The sequence below is a fragment of the Streptomyces sioyaensis genome (assembly GCF_004122735.1).
In the GTDB taxonomy this organism is placed as follows: domain Bacteria; phylum Actinomycetota; class Actinomycetes; order Streptomycetales; family Streptomycetaceae; genus Streptomyces; species Streptomyces sioyaensis.
This window is the reverse complement of the sequence record NZ_SDIF01000024.1, coordinates 1-18,420: the sequence shown is the minus strand read 5'-3', so window position 1 is coordinate 18,420 and position 18,420 is coordinate 1. Positions and strand designations below refer to the sequence as shown.

General features: G+C 71.1%; 17 protein-coding genes. 8 read left to right on the top strand and 9 right to left on the bottom strand.

The annotated features are described in order from the left end of the window. Positions 1-30 precede the first annotated feature (30 nt). Both EST54_RS34645 and EST54_RS11400 read left to right on the top strand, forming a co-directional pair. Positions 31-186, top strand: a complete 156-nt coding sequence (locus tag EST54_RS34645) for a DUF6131 family protein (protein ID WP_167511528.1) — start codon at positions 31-33, stop codon at positions 184-186. Positions 187-333: 147 nt separating this feature from the next. Further along, positions 334-555, top strand: a complete 222-nt coding sequence (locus EST54_RS11400) for a DUF6480 family protein (protein ID WP_129247496.1) — start codon at positions 334-336, stop codon at positions 553-555. Between the two features lie 261 nt (positions 556-816). On the opposite strand, the gene EST54_RS11395 is transcribed toward EST54_RS11400, so the two are convergent. The 4 genes from EST54_RS11395 to EST54_RS11385 form a co-directional block, all read right to left on the bottom strand. Continuing rightward, the gene (locus EST54_RS11395; protein WP_129247495.1) at positions 817-2,034 is read right to left on the bottom strand and encodes a cytochrome P450 family protein; all 1,218 of its coding nucleotides are present in this window, start codon (positions 2,032-2,034) and stop codon (positions 817-819) included. A gap of 244 nt (positions 2,035-2,278) precedes the next feature. Further along, positions 2,279-2,440, bottom strand: coding sequence for a hypothetical protein (locus EST54_RS34045; RefSeq protein WP_154074016.1), 162 nt, complete (start codon positions 2,438-2,440; stop codon positions 2,279-2,281). 74 nt (positions 2,441-2,514) lie between these two features. After that, a complete protein-coding gene (locus tag EST54_RS11390) occupies positions 2,515-3,189 on the bottom strand; it encodes a hypothetical protein (RefSeq protein ID WP_129247494.1) in 675 nt (224 codons plus the stop codon). Beyond that, on the bottom strand, positions 3,186-3,764 hold the full coding sequence (locus EST54_RS11385; RefSeq protein WP_129247493.1) for an RNA polymerase sigma factor: 579 nt from the start codon (positions 3,762-3,764) through the stop codon (positions 3,186-3,188). Before EST54_RS11385 ends, EST54_RS11390 begins: the two co-directional genes overlap by 4 nt. A 717-nt stretch (positions 3,765-4,481) precedes the next feature. Between EST54_RS11385 and EST54_RS11380 the strand changes: the two genes are divergently transcribed. Continuing rightward, positions 4,482-5,720, top strand: coding sequence for a cytochrome P450 family protein (locus tag EST54_RS11380; RefSeq protein ID WP_129247492.1), 1,239 nt, complete (start codon positions 4,482-4,484; stop codon positions 5,718-5,720). A 133-nt stretch (positions 5,721-5,853) separates the two neighbouring features. Here the strand turns inward: EST54_RS11380 and EST54_RS35865 are convergent, their stop codons facing one another. The 4 genes from EST54_RS35865 to EST54_RS11360 all read right to left on the bottom strand — a co-directional run bounded on the left by EST54_RS35865 (position 5,854) and on the right by EST54_RS11360 (position 10,695). Continuing rightward, on the bottom strand, positions 5,854-6,963 hold the full coding sequence (locus EST54_RS35865) for an IPT/TIG domain-containing protein (protein WP_129247491.1): 1,110 nt from the start codon (positions 6,961-6,963) through the stop codon (positions 5,854-5,856). Between the two features lie 379 nt (positions 6,964-7,342). Further along, complete coding sequence (locus EST54_RS11370) at positions 7,343-7,825, bottom strand: hypothetical protein (protein ID WP_129247490.1); 483 nt, start codon at positions 7,823-7,825, stop codon at positions 7,343-7,345. Between the two features lie 486 nt (positions 7,826-8,311). Beyond that, the gene (locus EST54_RS11365) at positions 8,312-10,033 is read right to left on the bottom strand and encodes an acyl-CoA dehydrogenase family protein (protein WP_129247489.1); all 1,722 of its coding nucleotides are present in this window, start codon (positions 10,031-10,033) and stop codon (positions 8,312-8,314) included. A gap of 104 nt (positions 10,034-10,137) precedes the next feature. After that, entirely contained in the window at positions 10,138-10,695 is a 558-nt protein-coding gene (locus tag EST54_RS11360) for a PadR family transcriptional regulator (RefSeq protein ID WP_129247488.1), read from the bottom strand. Between the two features lie 231 nt (positions 10,696-10,926). On the opposite strand from EST54_RS11360, the gene EST54_RS11355 reads away from it, so the two are divergent. The 5 genes from EST54_RS11355 to EST54_RS11335 all read left to right on the top strand — a co-directional run bounded on the left by EST54_RS11355 (position 10,927) and on the right by EST54_RS11335 (position 17,031). Further along, the gene (locus tag EST54_RS11355; protein ID WP_129247487.1) at positions 10,927-11,721 is read left to right on the top strand and encodes an AAA family ATPase; all 795 of its coding nucleotides are present in this window, start codon (positions 10,927-10,929) and stop codon (positions 11,719-11,721) included. A gap of 108 nt (positions 11,722-11,829) precedes the next feature. Further along, positions 11,830-13,827, top strand: coding sequence for a P-loop NTPase family protein (locus EST54_RS11350; protein WP_129247486.1), 1,998 nt, complete (start codon positions 11,830-11,832; stop codon positions 13,825-13,827). Between the two features lie 37 nt (positions 13,828-13,864). After that, complete coding sequence (locus EST54_RS11345) at positions 13,865-15,412, top strand: ABC transporter substrate-binding protein (protein ID WP_129247485.1); 1,548 nt, start codon at positions 13,865-13,867, stop codon at positions 15,410-15,412. A 17-nt stretch (positions 15,413-15,429) separates the two neighbouring features. After that, a complete protein-coding gene (locus EST54_RS11340; RefSeq protein WP_129247484.1) occupies positions 15,430-16,269 on the top strand; it encodes a hypothetical protein in 840 nt (279 codons plus the stop codon). A 336-nt stretch (positions 16,270-16,605) separates the two neighbouring features. Beyond that, positions 16,606-17,031, top strand: coding sequence for a DUF779 domain-containing protein (locus EST54_RS11335; protein WP_129247483.1), 426 nt, complete (start codon positions 16,606-16,608; stop codon positions 17,029-17,031). A 285-nt stretch (positions 17,032-17,316) separates the two neighbouring features. Here the strand turns inward: EST54_RS11335 and EST54_RS11330 are convergent, their stop codons facing one another. After that, positions 17,317-18,264, bottom strand: a complete 948-nt coding sequence (locus EST54_RS11330) for a hypothetical protein (RefSeq protein ID WP_129247548.1) — start codon at positions 18,262-18,264, stop codon at positions 17,317-17,319. Positions 18,265-18,420 lie beyond the last annotated feature (156 nt).

Below are 18,420 nucleotides of genomic sequence, written 5' to 3'. Positions count from 1 at the left end.
AGGGGAACGTATGCGAGATCGGAGAGCATCATGATCATTCTCGGCGTCATCTTGCTCATCATCGGTTTCGTGGCCGGCATCGGGATCCTGTGGACGATCGGGATCGTGCTCGCTGTCCTTGGCGCGATCTGCTGGATTCTCGGCTCGCTGGGGCACGCGGTCTTCGGGCGGCGGCACTACTACTAGCTCCGGCCACCGGCCCGCAGGCACCCGCCCACGCGCCGGTATCCGCTGTTCCGCACGCGCCCGTCACTTCCCGCACGCGCCCGTCGCTTCCGGCACCCACCGGGGAAACGGCCCGCGTGCACCGTACGCAAGGAAGAGCTCTCCGGTATGGACACACAAACCCCGGATCCGGATCCCCGCAACCGTCCTGGCGTCGGCGGGGTACCACCCGGCGAAACCCCTGCGGGTGAGGGCAGCACGGGCTCGGAAACCGGCCCTGCTGACCGGCAGACCCGCGGCTGGGCCAAGGGCCCGGTGATCATCCTCGGCATCATCGTCGTGCTCTGCGCGGCCTTCTTCATCGCCTACGCGGTGACCGTGACACTGTGACGCGGTGACGCGGTGACGCGGTGACGCGGTGATCGTGGCGTCGGCTTGGTCATCCGCGGGTCACGCCGGTGGGGAGCATGGCAGGTCCCGGCAGGTCGAGGTCCCGGCAGGTCCCGGTAGGTCCCGACAGGTCCCGGCCCGGGTCGCCCTCCGTGAGGGTGCCCCGGGCACGGCGCGATCCCCGGAGCCGCGCACCCGAAGCGCCCTGTTGACTACGGAGCGTGGTCGGTAGTCCGCCGGATCACGAGAGGCGCGGGGAATTCACCCGGCCTTCGGCGACCAGCGGACCGGAAGGTGCCGCGGGCCGCGGAGCAACGCACCCAACCGCCAGCGCAGATCGGCCGGGTGTGCGTCCAGCTCCAGCGTCGGGCAGCGCTCCAGGAGCGTGCGCACCGCGATCCGTGCCTCCATGCGTGCCAGCGGGGCGCCGAGGCAGAAGTGGATGCCATGGCCGAAGGCCACATGGCCGCGGGCGTCGCGGGTGATGTCGAAGTGCCCGGGGTCACCGAAGCGGACCGGGTCCCGTCCCGCGTCGGCGATCACGGGGAGGACGACCTCGCCGCCGCCGGGGATCACCGTTCCCGCGATCTCGGTCGCCTCGGTGGTGAAACGGAAGGTGGAGGTCTCGATCGGTCCCTCGTAGCGCAGCATCTCTTCGACCGCGTTGTCGATGAGGGACAGATCGGCGCGCAGCGCGGCGAGTTGCGCCGGGTGGGTGAGGAGAGCCAGGACGCCGTTGGAGATGAGATTGGCGGTCGTCTCATAGCCCGCGATCAGCAACAGCTGGGCCATTCCCAGGAGTTCCTGCTCGCTGAGCCGGTCGCCGTCCTCGTCGCTCACCGCGATCAGATCGCTCAGCAGATCGTCGCCGGGGCAGGCCCGTTTCTTCTTCACCAGCTCGTCGAGGTAGCCGGTCATGGCCGCCAGGGCTTCCCTGGCCTCCGGCGTCGCGGCGCCGACGAGCAGGACGTCGGTCCAGGCGCGGAAGGCCTCCCGGTCCAGGAACGGAACGCCCAGCAGCTCGCAGATGACGGTGATCGGCAGGGGGAAGGACAGTGCGTCGACGAGATCGGCACGGCCGTCGGGCGCGGCGAGCATCGCCGCCAGCAGTTCGTCGGTCAGCTCTTGGATGCGCGGCGTGAGGGACGCCATCCGGCGGGCCGTGAAGGCGCGGGCCACCAGGCCGCGCAGCCGGGTGTGGTGCGGCGTGTTGGAGCGGAGCATCGTCACGCCCATGGTCACCGGCTGCATCGGCTGCGCGGACGAGGCGTGCCGCCACTCCTTCGACAGCCGCGGGTCGCTGAGCGCCGCACGCACCTCGTCGTATCCGACGACCAGCCAGACGACCGTGCCCTCCGGGAGACGTACGCGGTGTACCGGGCCCTGCTCGCGCAGCGACGCGTACACCGCGTACGGGTTGCGGACGAAGTCCTCCCCCATTGCCGACAGATCGAGCGTCTCCACCGGTTGCGTTGCCATCCGGCCTCCTCCCCCTCGTGCCCTTGGCCTCGGTACGGCCACATGTGGGGAATCCCTCCCCGGCGGAGGAGCCACTAACCACGACGCCCGCCGATAGGCCGGTCCTTGACCACGCGGGAGCCGGGCCGGCGGCCGGCCCGCGCCGGCGTACGTCAACCGCCGGCCGGCGTGCACCAATCGCCGACCGGCGTACGGCACCCGCCGGCCGGCGTACGGCGACCACCGATTGCCCGGACCCGGCCGGCTACCGCTGGATCAGGTACAGCATCAGAGCCGAGATGACGGCTCCGGCCGCGCCCTCGATGGCGTGGGCGGCGGTGAAGCGGGCGTACTTCCTGAGCCACGGGCGCCGTGGCTTCCGGGGAACACGCGGGAGGGAGGGCTCGTCCTCCGCACGGTCCGTCATGGGCTTCTCCCTGGTCGGTGGTGGGTCGTGGGTGAGTGATGGTGGGTCGTGGGTGAGCGGTCGTCCCGCTTCGGTCAGCGCCCCGCGCACCCCACGGGCAGCGGGGCCTGGGGCTCGGCGAACTGCTGGAGCTCGGGCCCGGAGCGGGCCAGCAGCCACACGGGGTCCGGAAGCGGGGCGCCGGGGGCCGGGTTGGGCAGATGCCGGCGCGGTGAGTACCCCAGGGCGGTGGCGATGGTGCGCCACAACCGGGCGTCGATGAAGTTGTCGTCGGCCGCGTGATGGATCGCCAGGCAATGGGCGGAGAGCTGGTCCTCGGCGCCGGCGGCGAACCGCCACCAGAAGACCGCCGCCTCGTGGCGGTTGAGGGAGTAGAGCAGGCACGCGAAGGTCCGGGCGCCGGCCGCGTCGTAGTCCCTGGCGAACTTCTCCAGGCGTCCCATGTGCCCACCGCGCAGCACCGACTCGCAGAGGGTACGCAGATGCCGGCGCAGCTCCTCCGGTCCGGCCGTGGGGCCGGGGAACGGCCGGGGCCGCGGCCTCCGGGGCAGCGGCCTCGCGCGGCCGGGGCGGGCCGGTGCCGGGCCGCGCTCGTGCCGCCCTTCGGGGACCGGCCGGGCCGCGGGCGTCTGCCCCTGCGCCTCGGCGATCCGCTCGGCCAGTCGGCGAGTGAAGGCTTCAGGATCGTGGTCGGCCAGTACGCGACCCACCTCATCGGCTTCGGCTTGCAGAATGTCTTCGATGGTCACGACGGTTCTCCTTCCTGATCGTGCCGGAGATAGGAGGCGGCCAGGTCCTTGGCGAGCTGGCGGCCGCGGGAGTAGTAGGTGCGCGCCGTGCCGGGAGTGATGCCGAGGGTCTCGGCGATCTCCTCGTAGCTCAGCTGGGCCACGCGGAGCCGGACGCAGTCCGCCTGCACCGGTTCGCGCCGGGCCAGTTCGTCCATGGCACGGTCGAGGGCGTCGTAGGTGCCCAGGTGCAGGATCTGGTCGACGCAGGACTGGTGGAGCCCGGCCTCCGCGGCGGCGGCCTGTTCGCGGCGGGCCACCCGGTTGCGCGAGCGGATGTGGTCCTTGATGACGTCACGCAGGATCCGCAGGCCCAGGGCCCGGTAGTCGCTGTGGGCCAGGAACTCGTCCCACTTCGCATGGATCTTCATCCCGGCTATCTGGACCACGTCTTCGGCGTCCTGACGGTGCCGCAGCATCTGTATCGCGTAGCCGAGGTAGCCCTGTTGCACCTCCTTGAAGAAGGCGGTGAAGTCGACCCGGAGCCGGTCCATCGGGTCGGGTCGCAACTGCTGTCCGTCTCCGTAATCGCTCACCGGGCGGCCGTCCCTCGGCCTGCCACGGGCGGGCGGACGGCACCGGGGTGGACCCGCGTACGAAGATCACTTTCGCAACTCCACCGGCTTCCGAGGGCCGGTGGGTGCAAGGGGCTGGAGGCCGGCGGGCCGCAGGTCCGCGAGGCGGTGTGGGTGCTCTCGCGCACACGGGCGCGGCGCACGGCCGGAGTCGTCCTGGCCGCGCCGCCCATGGCCGGCGCGTCCCAGGGCCACTGGTGGTCCACTGCCTCTCCTTTCGAGGTGTCGCGGCCAACTCCCCGGCATCCGGGCGACGCCAGGGAGACCGCTTTCTTGTCCGTAAACCGTTCGCGAAGCCGAAATTGTTAATCAGATCCGGGGACCGGATATGACGGCCCGCAGTCGGATGCTCACGTTGAGCTTCTGACCTGCGGCGTTGGGGAAAAGGGGACGCGGGAGAGTGGCGCGGATCACACGCCTGTACGGGCCGCACGGTTCGGGTCGGCCGGCCGACCGGAGGAACCGCGGCCGCTGCCGCCCCGGTATGACTTGCCACTCGCCGGGGTGAGCGCCCTCGCGTTCTCCCCCAGCAGCCTGCGTGGCGGCGCTATCAACGCTTGGTGACGGAGACAACCGTCCGCGCCCTCCCTGCCGTTACCCCGCACCGCCGAGTTGCCGGCCGGCGCCGCGCGCCGCGCCCGTTCACCCACCGGACCGACGTAGGCAAGGAAGTCCGCCATGCCCCACGAGCCCGAAGTCCTCGTCCTCGACGCCCACGGCGCCGACCCGGACGCCGAAATCCGCGCGCTGCACTCCCTGGGGCCCGCGGCCCGCGTCGACGTCCTCGGCGTCACCGCGTGGGCCGTCAGCGACCCCGACCTGCTGAGAGAGCTGCTGACCAGCCCGGACGTGTCCAAGGACGCCCGGCAGCACTGGCCACGCTTCGAGGAGGTCAGTGCGACCTGGCAACTCGCCTTGTGGATCACGGTGAAGAACATGTTCACCGCGTACGGCAGTGAGCACCGACGGCTGCGCCGCCTGGTGGCACCCGCCTTCACCGCACGCCGGGTGGCCGCGCTCGCCGGGCACATCGAGACCGTCGTCACCGGCCTGCTCGACGACCTGGCGGCCAGCGCGCCCGGCGAGCCGGTCGACCTGCGGGAGCGTTTCGCCTACCCGCTGCCGATCCAGGTCATCAGCCACCTCATGGGGCTGCCACCGCATCAGCGCGAGGGCTTCCGCGACGTCGTCGACGGGGTGTTCGCGACCACGTTCACGCCCGAGGAATCGGCGGCGAACACGGCGCGCCTCTACGCCGTGCTCGACCGGCTCATCGCCGCCAAACGGGCCGAGCCGGGCGCGGACATGACCTCGCTGCTCATCGCCGCGCGGGACGTGGAGGGCGGGGAATCGGCGCTGACCGACGACGAGTTGCGCGACACCCTCCTGCTGGTGATCTCGGCAGGGTACGAGACCACCGTCAACCTGATCGATCAGGCCGTCGTCGCGCTGCTGACCCACCCCGAGCAGCTCGCCCATGTCCGTGCCGGCCGCGCCGGCTGGGCCGAGGTGGTGGAGGAGACCCTGCGTCTGAAGCCGGCCATCAAGCACCTGCCCCTGCGCTTCGCCGTGCGGGACATTCCGCTGCCCAACGGACAGGTCATCCCCGCAGGCGAAGCGATCCTCGCCTCGTACGCCGCGGCCAACCGCCATCCCGGCCGGCACGGCGACCGCGCCGGCAGCTTCGACCTCACCCGCACCGCACCGGGACCGGAACACCTGGCGTTCGGCCACGGCGTCCACTACTGCCTCGGGGCGTCGCTGGCCCGCCTCGAAGCCGTCACCGCGCTGCGAGCCCTGTTCGCGCGCTTCCCCGAGGCGGAACTGGCCGTACCCGCCGATGAGTTGGAGCCGGTGCCTTCGCTGCTCACCTACGGGCACAAGCGCCTGCCGGTCCGGCTGCGGCCCGCCGTCTGACGGGCCGCAGCCGGACGGGAAACGCCCCGCCCCCGGGTGAGCGGACCGACCTCGTCCGCCCACCCGGGGCTCCCGGCGGCGGCCCCGCACGCGGCCGCCGCCGGTCCCCGCGGGAAGGTGGCCGGGTCACCGCTCACACGTAGGTGTAACCGCCGGGGACGAGGGTGCTGCCGCCCGTGGTGGTGACCACGACCGGCACGTTGCCGAGCGGTCCGGGCGGGGTGAAGCCCACCAGGGACGTGCCCGCGGCATTCGACGAAACGCCCGTCGCCGGCACCCCGTTGAACGTGACCGACGCCCCGTTCAGATTGCTCCCCGAGATGACGAACGCCGTACCACCCGCCGCAGTCCCCGCCACCGGCGAGATGGACGTGGCCACGGGCGGGGGCGGCGGCGTGTAGGTGTAGCCGCCGGGGACGGTGGTGCTGCCACCCGGCGTGGTGACCACGACCGGCACGTTGCCGACCGCTCCGGCGGGGGTGAAGCCCACCAGGGACGTACCCGCGGCATTCACCGCAACCCCCGTCGCCGGCACCCCGTTGAACGTGACCGACGCCCCGTTCAGACTGCTCCCCGAGATGACGAACGCCGTACCACCCGCCGCGCTCCCCGACGACGGCGAGATGGACACCGCCACGGGCGGGGGTGCGGTGTAGGTGAACCCGCCGGGGACGAGGGTGCTCCCGGCCGGTGTGGTGACGACGACCGGGACGTTGCCGACGGGGCCGGCCGGTGTGGTTCCGGTGAGCAGGGTGCCCGCGGCGTTGACGGACACTCCGGTGGCCGGCACCCCGTTGAAGGTGACCGTCGCGCCGGTGAGGCCCGTCCCGGTGATGGCGAACGCGGTGCCGCCGGTGGTGGGCCCGGTGTTGGGCACGAGAGAGGTGACGGTCGGGCCGGCCGGCGGGACGTACGTGTAATACACCGGGTTGGACGTGCCTCTGGGTGTGGTGGCGACGACCTGGACGACGCCCGCGGCGTGCGCCGGCGCGAGCACGGTGATCCAGTTGCCGTAGGGGTCGACCGCGACGATGGTGGCGGGGGTACCGCCGAAGGTGACCAGGGTTGCGCCCTGCAGACCTGACCCGGTGAGCTGGACGGTGTTTCCTCCGGCGATCGGGCCCGAGTTGGGGGTGGCCTCGAAGAGTCTCGGATATCTGGGCCAGTTCCCCCCGCCTCCGTCCCCGCCGGGCCAGGAACCCGTGGACTGCACAAGTGCTGCCTGCTGTACGACTGCGGACATGGCTTCTCCCTGGGCAGCCCCGCTTCGTTTCCGCGCACGAACCCATTCGTGAACGGATCTTTCCGGAGCGGAAGGTGCTGCCGTCGAATGGTGGATGCCTGCGACAGTAAGGTTCTCGATAGATCGGAAAAAGGCGCGTACGCGACAGCAATGATGCGTTCGGCGATCAAAATGACAATACGTAGATGAGCGTCACTCCCGCATTCTGCAACGGCGCGCGCCGTTATTCCGCGGCCCCGTCATTCGAGCCGCCCGGCACGGTGCTTTCGCAGCCCCAATTTCGGTTCATGCGGGATTCATGCGCGCGGCCCGGGGACGCGCGCGTCGCACGTCCCCGGGCCTGCTCGTGGTCCTCGGCCCCGGTCCCACGGGGCCTGTATTACGGCTGGTGGTAAATGGTGGCGGCCCAGGCGGCCTTCCAACCCCCGTCGCCGAACTGGAGGTTGACCGAACACCGGCCGGTGTCGCCGTCGCAGTTCAGGCTGTTCGCCGGTACGGGTGCGACCAGCCTGCCTTCGGCGGACCGGAGCGCCGGATGGAAGACGGTCGCGGGCCAGCTGGCCCGCCAGCGTCCGTCACCGAACATCAGGGTGGCCACGCAGGTGCCGTTGTCACCGTCGCAGCTGAGGCTCGTGGCCGGTACGGGAGCGCGGGAGGCGGACCGGTTCGCCTGGTGGAAGATGGACGCGTCCCACCGGGCCTTCCAATTGTTGTCGCCGTAACGGAGATTGGCCGTGCACTTATAGGTGTCGCCATCGCAGTTGAGCGCGGTCACCGGAACCGGGGCGGCAACGGCCGGGGCGGCCGGACCGATACCCAGAACCGCGAGGGCGGCGCAGGTGCCGACGATGGTGCGTCGCATAGCCATGTCCTTCCGTCGTGGGCGCCCGGCGCGCCCGGTCCGAAAGAAGGATCTGTCGATTCCGTCCGGCAGCACGGCTGCCTCCAGGGGCCTTCAGCAGAAGGTGTGAAGGCCCGTACCGGCAAGCGAAACGCGGTCCGCGCGGCCGGCGGAGACCGGTGGTGAACAGCGCATGCGTGGTGCGCGCGGGGCGTGGAGAGGGCGCATCGCACGGCCCGTCCGGCATCCGGTGGCCCATGCCGCAGGCACAGTCCGGCGCTTCGGCGGCGAGGTCGGCGGACGGTGCTTCCGTACGTGTCACGACGAGGGTGCGGGCGCGGCGCCGGAGGGTAGGTACTCAGGTTCGCGGAGCGCCCGGCCTGCGGACGCCGCGCTCCGCCCGGGGCCCGCCCGTTCGCTCCCGAGCCCGCACAGACTCGGCCGACCCGGGCTGGGTCGGCCGAGTCTGTGCGGGCGGTGAACCGAAGGGCCGGGTTTGCCCGCTGGTTACGGGGCCATCTCGTACGCACCGGCCAGCGCTTCGACGCGCTCCCAGACACGGGCCGAGCGGGCCTCGTCGACGACCGGGCGCCGGACCGCGCCCAGTGCCCAGCGCTGCTGCTCCTCCGTGGCGGAGTCCTTGCCGTGCAGCTCCACGGCATGCGCGGAGAAGTCACGGACGAGGACGGCGAACAGCTCGTCGAGCACCTCCTCGTCGAGCCCGGTCAGCCGCGCCTGCTCCAGGATCAGCTGACCGTGGACGACCAGCGCGAACAGCTGGCCGATGGCCAGGAGGAGATCGAGGTCGCGGCTCTGCTCCTCGTCGGGCGCGGCGGTGGTGACGAACTCGCACAGGGCGTCCGCCTGCTCGCGGAGGCGGCCGACGTTGGGGACGGCGGCATAGGCGTCGTAGGCGGCGCGCCAGTCGTGGAAGCGGATGGCGCCCAGACCGCGGGCCGGCCCCTGCCGGAAGAGGAACGCGTCGTCGGCCGCGTCGAGGCGGGTCGGTACGGGCGGGTACTCGGCCGGGTTCAACAGGTGGTTGCCCATGAACTTCAGGATCAGCGCGAGGTTGACGTGGACGGTGCCCTCCAGCTTGGGCAGTCCCCGGATCTCGGTGGCCGCCTGGGCGAAGTAGGTGTCCTTCTCGAAGCCCTTGGCCGCGATGACGTCCCACATCAGGTCGATGACCTTTTCGCCCTCGGTGGTCACCTTCATCTTCGTCATCGGGTTGAAGAGCAGGTAGCGGCGGTCGTCCGGGCCCGCGGAGCGGAAGTAGTCGACGGCGCGGTCGCTGAACAGCTTCATCCCGACGAGACGGACGTAGGCGTCGGTCAGCTCGCGGCGCACATGCGGGAACGCGGTGACCGGACGGCCGTAGAGGATGCGGTTCTGCGCGTGGGTGACGGCCTCGTACATCGCGTGCTCGCAGATGCCTATCGCGCCCGTGCAGAGGTTGAACTTGCCGACGTTGACGGTGTTGAGGGCGGCGTCGAAGGCGGCCCGGCCGGTGTGCAGGATGTCGGCCTCGGCGACCGGGTAGCCGTCGAGGCGGAACTCGCTGACGTACTTCGAGGAGTCGACGACGTTCTTGACCAGGTGGTAGTCCGGGTGGCGGCTGTCGGCGGCGAAGAAGACATAGCCGTCGGGGCCCTCGACATCGGTGCGGCGGCCGAAGACGGAGACGAGTCCGGCGGCATTGCCGTTGCCGATGTAGTACTTGGATCCGCTGGCGCGGAAGCCGCCGTCGCCGTCCGGCTCCAGCAGCATGTCGGTGGAGTAGATGTCGGCACCGTGCGCCTTCTCGGACAGGCCGAAGGCGAACACCTCGCCCTGGTCGAGGAGTTCGGCCGCGCGGGTGCGGACGGCGGCGTTGTCGCTCTGCCAGACCGGGCCGAGTCCCAGGATGGTGACCTGCCACGCGTACCAGTAGTCGAGCCCGTAGAAGCCGAAGATCTCGTTGAGGGCGGCGATCCGGGCGGTGTCCCAGCGCTTGTCCTGGTTTCCGTCGGCGGCGGAGGCCGGGGTGAGGAAGGTCGCGAACAGCCCTTCCTTGGTGGAGAACTCCAGGAACTCCGCCAGCCAGGCGCGGGAGCGGTAGTCCTCGATCAGCCGGCGCTTGCCGCGGCCCTCGAACCAGTCGACGGTGGCGCGCAGCAGCCGGCGGGTCTCGGGGTCGAAGTGCGCGGGGTCGTAGGTCCGCGGGTTGAACAGCAGCGGGTCGGCCATGGTGTTCGCCTTTCCGGTTCGTCGGGGAGGGTGGAGGTCAAGGGACGTGCGGGCGTGCCGGTGAGCGCGGCGGCCGGGCGGCGGGTGGCTCGTCGGCGCCGGGTTCAGGGGGCGGTGCCGAGCCGGCGGAGGGTGGCGAGCACGTCCTCCAGCCAGGCGATCGTCATCCGCTCGTACGCGATGCCGCCGCGCAGCACGACGTGCTGGAGCTCTTCTCCGGTATCGAGGGCCTCGGGGGCGTCCGGTCCGGTGAAGTCCCGCCGCTCGCCCGCGAGATAGTGCGCGAGCCGCTCGGTGTGCTTGTGGTGGTGCCGCTCGACCTCGCGGATCAGCGCGGCCGGGTCGTCGAAGGCCGCACCGCGGATCTTCACCGCGAGCTCGTGCCGGACGCTCTCCGGTTCGATCGGCTCGTGCAGCCACTCGGCGAGGACGGTCCGGCCGAGCGCGGCGACGGAGTACTCCTTCTTGTCCGGGCGGCTCTGTTGCGGCACCTCTCGGACATCGATCCAGCCGTCGCTCTCCATGCGCTTGAGAACGCGGTAGATCTGCTGGTGGGTGGCGGTCCAGAAGTAGCCGATGGACCGCTCGAACCGCCGGGCCAGCTCATAGCCGGAGCCCGGCTTCTCCAGCAGGGAGACGAGAATCGCGTGGTCGAGCGCCATGCCCCGATCCTTCTATGCAACGAGTTGCATAAACAAGGGGCGCCGCGCGGGTGAGACGCGGCTCACCCGCGCGGCCGCGGCGTCCGCGCCCTCTCAAGGACGAGCCCCTTCAAAGACGACTCCCTCAAAGACGGCTCCCTCTCAAGGACGGACCCGCCGCCCGTCACGCCGTGCGACGATGACGTCGAAGGGGAATCGGGGGAGGCAACGGTGCACAGCAGAGGCTCTGGCATGCCGGAGGCGGGTGCGGCGCCGTCCGGCTCACCCCAGGCACCGTCCCTCGCGGGGCACCGCGGACTGCTCGACCTGCGCGGCCGGACCGACGCCGGGCCGGCCCCGTCGTCCCCGTTCACCATGGCTTATCCGGCGAACGCCGTGGTCGTGGTATCCGGCCTGCCGGGCAGCGGCAAGAGCACCCTGCTGCGCCGCGCCCCCGCGCAGGCGACCGTCATCGATCCGCGGGCCGTCCATGTCGCCTGCGAAGCGGTGATGCCGGGCTGGTTGCCGTACGGCCTCTACCGGCCCTGGGCACGGTGGCGGCACATCCGCTGGCTGCACCGCGAACTCCGGGGCGACGGACCGCTGTTGGTCCACGACTGCGGCAGCCGCCCCTGGGTGCGCCGCTGGATGGCCCGGGCGGCGGGGCGCCGGGGCCGTCCCCTGCATCTGGTCCTGCTGGACGTGGGCAGGGCCGAAGCGCTGTCGGGTCAGGAGTCCCGCGGCCGGCGCGCACCACGACGCGCGTTCGCGCGGCACCACCGCGGCCTGGACCGGCTCCTGCGCCGGCTGTCCGAGGCCGCTGCCGCCGGCCCGTCCCCGGCCGCCGTCCGGCCCGCCGCGGACGGGGCAGCCGAGGTCCCCGCGCCCCGCACACCGCTCCCCGTTCCCCCCTGCGTGGCGGAGGCCGTCTCGGTGGTCCTGCTCGGCGGCCCGACCCGGGGCCTTGCGACATGGGAGTTCGCCCGGCCGCCCCGGCCCGCGCGGCCGGCCGGCAGCGGAACCACACGCCTCCACTCAGGAACATGAGCCACCTTCGGCACCTTGGGTGAACCGGTGGCACGTTGCGCTTACGCGTGCCAACCTTCTGTAATCAGCCAGCGGTCATGTCGCTGGCCGGAACCGGGGGGATGAGCCATGACGGAGCGTCCGTTGGGCATTCAGGGGATCGAGGCCCTCTACGAGGAGTGCCGCACCCGCGTACAGGACAACAGGACCGCGCCGCCGGGGCCCGGGCTCCCCGCGATCGTCCTGGTCGGACCGCACGGCAGCGGCAAGACCAGCACCCTGAAATGGCTCGGCTACCTCGGCTCTCGGCGTCCCCATGTGTACTTCGACTTCGGCTCCGCCGCGCCCCGCCGCCCCCATGAGGTCGCCGGCCGCCTCGCCTACGGGCTGTCCCACCGCCTTCCCCGGCAGACCCCGCTGCTCTTCCCGCGGCTGACGCTCGGCCTGTTCGTGGTGGCTCCCGAGCTGTTCCTCAACCCGACGGACCCCGAGCGGGCCAGGAAGCAGTTGCGCCAGGCGCTGCGCGGACCCCAGGATCCGCAGCCCGCGGCCGACCGGGTCGTCGCGGTCGCCGGGCTGCTGCAGGACCTCAACCTCGTCCGGATCCCCGGCATCAGCCTGCTGGCCAGCCTCATCCGGCAGCCGCCCAGCATGCCGCTGCGGGTGACCCGGCACACCGGATTCGCCTGGTACGCCGGCCCGCTGGCCGCGATGGACGCCCTGGTCGAACTCAACCAGCTCAGCAAGAGCGAGGACCCGGCGGACCGGGCCGCGGTGGACCGGCGGCTGTGCGAGGCGTTCCTCGCCGATCTGCGCGGCGAGTACGCACGGCGCCAACGCGACCGCAACTGCGTGGTGTTGCTGGACAACATCGATGCTCCCGGCGGACGGGAGTTCCTCGACCTGCTGATGGAACTCCGGGACGCCGCCGGCGAGCCCGATCCGCTGCTGGCCCTGGCCGCCGCCTCGAACGTCGGCCGGGTGCCGGGTATGTTCGCCACCGGACCGGCGGGCGTGCAGGTCCGCTCCCCCGAACAGGCCGGCTACGCCGACTGGGAACGGTCCGTCCCCGACCCGCCGCCGAACCGCTCCTGGCGCTGGTACTGCGTCCAGCTGCGCGGTCTGACGGCCGGGGAGACCGCCCAGCTCGGTACGAACATCGCCGCGCGGCTGCCGGAGGCACCGCTGCTCGCCCACCGGTTGACCGACGGGCATCCGTGGAGCGTCCGGCAGCTGCTGACCGCCTCGGCCCGCATCGTGGGCCGCGAGCGACCGGAGGCGCTGTTGCGCGCGGTGCTCTCCAGCACCACACCGTCCGCGGCGGACGCCGACGAGGGGCCGTCGCTGGAGGCGGAGGCGCGGGAGTATCTGCTCCGTGATCTGACCGACGACCAGCGGCGTGCGCTCGTCGAGTGCTGTGCCGCCCGCGAGTTCGACGCGGCGTGCGACGCGGGGCTCCTCGACCGCTTCCAGCTGCACACCCGCGATTCGCTGGCCCGGGTGGTCGCGACCCGATTATGGCTGACCGACCCCGTCCCCCAGGATGCCGAGACCCGTGGCGGCCGCGGCTCGGGATATCTGGAACGGGTCCATCCGAACCCGTTGCGGGGCGGCTCGGTGCTGCACCCGTGGCTCCGCCTGCTGCTGTTGCGGGAGCTCGCCGCCGGCCCGGACCGCTGGACGGCCGTCCACGGAAAGCTGCGGACCTGGCACATCGAGCACGGCCACCCGCTGGAAGTGCTGTACCACTCACTGGCGTTGCACCGGGTGGACGATGTCATCGAGCATCTCGCCCAGCGCCTGGTCGAACTCTCCGACACCAATGTCTGGTTGTACGAGCTGTACACCATCACCGCCGCACCGCTGCGTGAAGCGGTGCTGCCGGAGCAGTCCGCCACGCTGCGGGCGGAGGAGCTGGCCGCGGAGCTCGCGCCGCGCGCGTTCGCGGCGCACACGCCCCTGACCCTGCTGGTGATCTCGCTGTGGCTGGCGTCCGACCCGCGCAATCGGCTGCCCGACGCGAACCCCGAGCTCAACCGCACCATCAACGCGATGTTCCAGGACCTGGCCATGCGCTCCGTGCCCACCCGGATCGGGCTCATGCACGAGGCCGCGAAGTACGTGTGAGCGCACCGGAGCATCCCCTCCCCTAGGAGCAGGCACCATGCATCTGACCCCGCAACCTGCCGACTCACTCCCCCCGTGGTGGAAGGGGTGGCAGGGTATCGGCGCCCTGGCGCTCTCCCTCATCCTCCTCGCCGGCGGGCTCTGGTACTTCTGGCCCGCCGAGGAGGACACCGGCTGCGCGCCGGGCGTTCCCGGGCTGCGCTGGGCCGGCGAGGGCACGCAGCGCGAGTGCGTCGGCCTCATGGACAAAACGACGTACACCTTCGATCCGCAGCTCAAGGGGATCACCGACCGGATCACGCAGGAGAACCGACGGGTCCGTCAGCAGTGGGAGAAGCCCGACAAGGGCAAGAGCCGCGTCCCGTACGTCAAGGTCGCCGTCCTGACACCCATGACGGACAGCGACACCAGCGCGCTGCCCATGAAGGAAATAGTCACCAGCCTGCAAGGCTCCTTCATCGCACAGTGCCGGGCGAACGGCTGCCCTCAGCTGCCCGCGACCAGGTCCCTCGGCATCCAGGGCAAGACCCCGCAGATCGAGCTCGTCCTGGCCAACGAGGGCCGCGACGAAACCCAATGGCAGCCGGTGGTGAAACAGCTGGCCGAGTTGACCAAGGGCGAGCATCCGCTGGTCGCGGTCACCGGTATGGGCGTCAGCATCCCGGAGACCCAGGCGGCGGCCGACGAACTCAGCCGGCTGAAGATCCCCACGATCGGCGCGGTGCTGACCGCCACCGATCTCAACTCGCCACGTCTGTTCAAGGTGTCCCCGTCCAATGTCGACTACGCCAAGGCACTCCGTCGCTTCCTGACCGAATCCCCGCTGGCGAAGCAGCGCGGCTACCTCGTCTTCGACAGCCGGGACGACAACTACGTCAAAACCCTGCGCAGGGCGTTCGACGAGGAATTCGGCGACTACATCGGCCGGCGGCGCGTTTCGTTCGTCGGCTCGACGGGGCACAAACCCGCCGGCATTCCGAAGCTCTTCCAACGCGCCGTCAACAACATCTGTCTGACCAAGACGCAAGTGATCTTCTACGCCGGGCGCGACCGCGATCTCGCCGACTTCGTCCGTGCGCTGTCCACCCGCAGCCAATGCGGTCACGACAAGCCGATCACTGTGATGACCGGGGCCACCGGCACATTCGCCCAGGGCTCGGCGGTGCAGGGACTGCTCAAGGCCAACAAGATCACCATCGTCGACGCCTCCGCGACCAGCCCCGACCAGTGGACCAGCGGCGTCCACGCCCCGGCCGGCTTCAAGCCCTTCCTCCAGGCCCTGCGGGATCTGAAGTTCGACGACTCGGTGATGGACGACGGATACGCGATCATGCACCACGACGCCGTACTGACCGCCGTGTGGGCCACCCGCAATGTCACCGGCCAGACGGCCAGCGAGGCGCCCGGCGTCGAGGACGTGTACAACGAACTCACCAATCTGCACGACGCGAGCACCGTCCCCGCGGCGAGCGGAGAGCTCAGCTTCGACGACGCGTCCAACGGCTGGCCGCACAACAAACCGATTCCCGTCATCCAACTTCCCGATCCCCTCAAGGATCCCGAGCCGCCCTACCTGGTGCCGTGACGGCCGGGGGGTGGGCAATGAACAGCGAGGTGCCGGGCGGCCGGAGTCTGCTGGGCAGGCTCCGCGGTGCTCTCACCTTGTGTGTACTTCTCGGAGGGCTCAGCCTGGCGCTGGTGTCCAACGACCGCCATGGCTTCTGGTGGTCCGCGCTCAATGAGCTTGCGCTCTTCGCCGCGGCGGGCGTCGCCATCCCGTTCTACTACGACCTGTTCCTGCGGGACGTCGAACGAGGGCGGTTCCTCGGCGAGATGACACGGTTGCTGGACGAAAGGCTGCTCAGTGGGGATGCCGGCCGTGGTCTCACCGTGCGCGCCGAGGGGCGGCCGTCGCCGACGGAGAAGGCCGTGTTTCTGGCGGGCGCCCAAAAGGAGATCATCGAAATCGGGGTGGCACTCCGCAGTCTCGCCAGTCTCTTCGTCTCACGGCCCGAGCGGGACTTCGCCGCGCCGGTCCGCCAATTGCTGAGCGCCGGGGTGAACATCACCTACGTGGTGGCGGACCCCGAGTCGGCTCTGCTCGCCGAGTACGCCCGCAGCATCCGCGATCCCGACCTCCCGGCCCGGGCGGCCGACTCGGCCCGGGAGCTGCTGGCGGTCACCCGGCGTTTCGATGCCGAGGGGCTCGCCGGCCGGATGTCCGTCCGGATCACCCACCAGCTGCCCACGTGCTACCTGAGCTTGGTCGATGCCGATACCGAGTCCGGCCACTGCCGTACGGCGCCGTACCTGCCCGGTGTGCGGCGGGCCGACTCGCCTGTCATCGACATCGCCAGAGCGGGTCAGCCCGAATTGTTCGCACGCTATGTGACGTACGCGCGCAGCGTCCTGGAGGACAGCCGCCTCTTGGACGCCCCATAGGCCGGGCCCTCGGCGCGGCGCGCCCCCGACCGGCTCGGACGGCGGCACGGTTCGGTACCTTCCGGAGCGGCGGTCGCACCGCCGGCAGCCGCCCGGGACCGCACTCCGCCCGCGCATGCAACCACCTCGCAACCTCGCAGGGCGTTCACTGCATGAGTGGCCCGGGCGACCGGAGCCATGGTTCCGGGTCGGTTCCGGGCCAGACCGCCACCACCGCCCCACCGTCAGGCGCCATCACCTCCGTAGGAGCCGAGCAAGAGAGGGACCCCACATGTACCGAACTCGGCGCAAGAATCCGCTGGTCAGCTGCTTCGCCATGACATCGGGCCGCGTCTGATGAGCGGCGACGAGCGGGAGGCGACCGCTCCGGATGCCCCGGCCGGCGCGGGCGCCTCGCGCATCGCGCTCACCGCGGCCGCGACGGAACTGCTGCGCCTGCTGCATGCTCAGCACGGCCCGCTGATGTTCCACCAGTCCGGCGGCTGCTGCGACGGCAGCGCCCCCATGTGCTACCCGGCCGGGGAATTCCGTACGGGATCGTCGGATGCGCTGCTGGGCCGGCTGTGCGTGGAGGGCGTGCCGGAGCCGGTGGAATTCTGGATGTCGGCGGACCAGTTCGCGCGCTGGCGGCACACGCATCTGACGGTGGACGTCGTACCGGGGCGGGGCAGCGGCTTCTCCCTGGAGGCACCGGAGGGCGTGCGTTTCCTGATCCGCTCGCGGCTGTTCACCGAGGAGGAACAGGCGCGTCTCGGCGGCTGAGGCCGAGCGGTCCGGGCCGTCGGCCGGGCAGCCGGCGCCGGGCGAACCGCCCGGAGAAGCCGGTCGACGGGCCCGGGGAAACAGAAACAGCGGCGGAACCGGAGACAGAGTGAGGCCCCACGCACGGGGGAGAGCGTGGGGCCTCACTTCATTAAACGGGTAGGAGCGCGCGCAGGTTCCCCGCAGGGTGCAGATTTCGCAAGAAAATTCTGTGCGCGGCGGCGTGGGCGCGGCCGGCGCGGCAGCGGGGGGGGCGGTGCCCGGCCCCCGGATCCCCCTCGCCGGTCAGCTTTCCCGCCGCACCAGCCGTTCCAGCATCTCCTGGAACTCCGCGTCCGCCACCACCCGCAACCCGTTGCCGTCCGGCTCGCTCAGCGGGGTCATCACGCCGCGGCGCCACCAGAACACCCTGGGGCTGATGGCCCCCGCCGCGTCCTCGTGACCGGCCGCCGCAAACTGCGCCATGGCCTGCAGGGCCGGGATGACCCGGGCGTCGTGGATGCGGTGGAACGCCAGCTGGTGCCGGAAGGGCACGGCGACCAGCGCACCGTCCGGCGTGAGCCCGGTGCCCATGAGCCGCTCCACCAGCTCGTCCAGGACCAGGACCCGGCTCGCGGTGAAGAAGGAGTCGCCGAGCAGCACCTCGAACGCGGAGCCGTCACCGCGCCGCACTGTCTCATGCCCCTCGACCGGCAGCGCCCGCAGATTGTTCATCGCCCGGATCCGCAGCTCGGCCACGTCCCCCAGGTCCGTCAGGGAGTCCTCGCTCAGCATCTGCACCGCCTCGGGCAGATCGAGGGCGAGCACCTCCCGCAGCCCCGGCGCCGGGGCACGGCCGTAGCGGAAGGAGTCCGAGGCGGGGAGCGTCTCCTGGGCGACGACCCGGGGGTAGAGGCAGGCCCGGATCTCGTCCTCGCTGAGGATCTCCAGCGGCTGCGGGCCGTCCATCGTCCGGAGCACCTTGCCGACGTGATCCCGGATCAGCGCGGGCCAGCTGCGCTCACCACGCCGGTCGCGGTGGCAGACCGCGGCGAGGTTGCCCAGCCCGAACTGCCGGCCCGCGGAGTCGGTGACCACGCCCGCGTACGCGGTGACTTCGAGCCCCTGCTCGGCGAAGGCCTGCCGGACCTGTGATCTGAAGAGGCCGCCCTCGCGCTCGGAGAAGAAGCTGAACTCCCCGTCGCGTGCCAGGTCGCGGGAATCCCGCTTCGGTCCTCGGCGGAACAGGCCCATCTCTTCCTCCCGGCAGCGGCCACGCTCAACGGCCATGAATGGGCCGATCGTAACGGGTTGCGGCACCGGCCTCGTCGCCCTGCCGCCGGTGCTGCTCACCGCTTGTGACCGGCGCAGGGAGACGAGGTGACGGGGACGGAAGGGGGAACGGGGGTG

Excerpts from the sequence above, each read along its gene's own strand:
- EST54_RS11330 (WP_129247548.1), bottom strand. The coding sequence starts at position 18,264 with ATGGGCCTGTTCCGCCGAGGACCGAAGCGGGATTCCCGCGACCTGGCA.
- EST54_RS11395 (WP_129247495.1), bottom strand. The coding sequence starts at position 2,034 with ATGGCAACGCAACCGGTGGAGACGCTCGATCTGTCGGCAATGGGGGAG.
- EST54_RS11335 (WP_129247483.1), top strand. The coding sequence starts at position 16,606 with ATGAGCGGCGACGAGCGGGAGGCGACCGCTCCGGATGCCCCGGCCGGC.
- EST54_RS34645 (WP_167511528.1), top strand. The coding sequence starts at position 31 with ATGATCATTCTCGGCGTCATCTTGCTCATCATCGGTTTCGTGGCCGGC.
- EST54_RS11380 (WP_129247492.1), top strand. The coding sequence starts at position 4,482 with ATGCCCCACGAGCCCGAAGTCCTCGTCCTCGACGCCCACGGCGCCGAC.
- EST54_RS11360 (WP_129247488.1), bottom strand. The coding sequence starts at position 10,695 with ATGGCGCTCGACCACGCGATTCTCGTCTCCCTGCTGGAGAAGCCGGGC.
- EST54_RS11365 (WP_129247489.1), bottom strand. The coding sequence starts at position 10,033 with ATGGCCGACCCGCTGCTGTTCAACCCGCGGACCTACGACCCCGCGCAC.
- EST54_RS11355 (WP_129247487.1), top strand. The coding sequence starts at position 10,927 with ATGCCGGAGGCGGGTGCGGCGCCGTCCGGCTCACCCCAGGCACCGTCC.
- EST54_RS11370 (WP_129247490.1), bottom strand. The coding sequence starts at position 7,825 with ATGCGACGCACCATCGTCGGCACCTGCGCCGCCCTCGCGGTTCTGGGT.
- EST54_RS11400 (WP_129247496.1), top strand. The coding sequence starts at position 334 with ATGGACACACAAACCCCGGATCCGGATCCCCGCAACCGTCCTGGCGTC.
- EST54_RS11340 (WP_129247484.1), top strand. The coding sequence starts at position 15,430 with ATGAACAGCGAGGTGCCGGGCGGCCGGAGTCTGCTGGGCAGGCTCCGC.
- EST54_RS11345 (WP_129247485.1), top strand. The coding sequence starts at position 13,865 with ATGCATCTGACCCCGCAACCTGCCGACTCACTCCCCCCGTGGTGGAAG.
- EST54_RS35865 (WP_129247491.1), bottom strand. The coding sequence starts at position 6,963 with ATGTCCGCAGTCGTACAGCAGGCAGCACTTGTGCAGTCCACGGGTTCC.
- EST54_RS34045 (WP_154074016.1), bottom strand. The coding sequence starts at position 2,440 with ATGACGGACCGTGCGGAGGACGAGCCCTCCCTCCCGCGTGTTCCCCGG.
- EST54_RS11350 (WP_129247486.1), top strand. The coding sequence starts at position 11,830 with ATGACGGAGCGTCCGTTGGGCATTCAGGGGATCGAGGCCCTCTACGAG.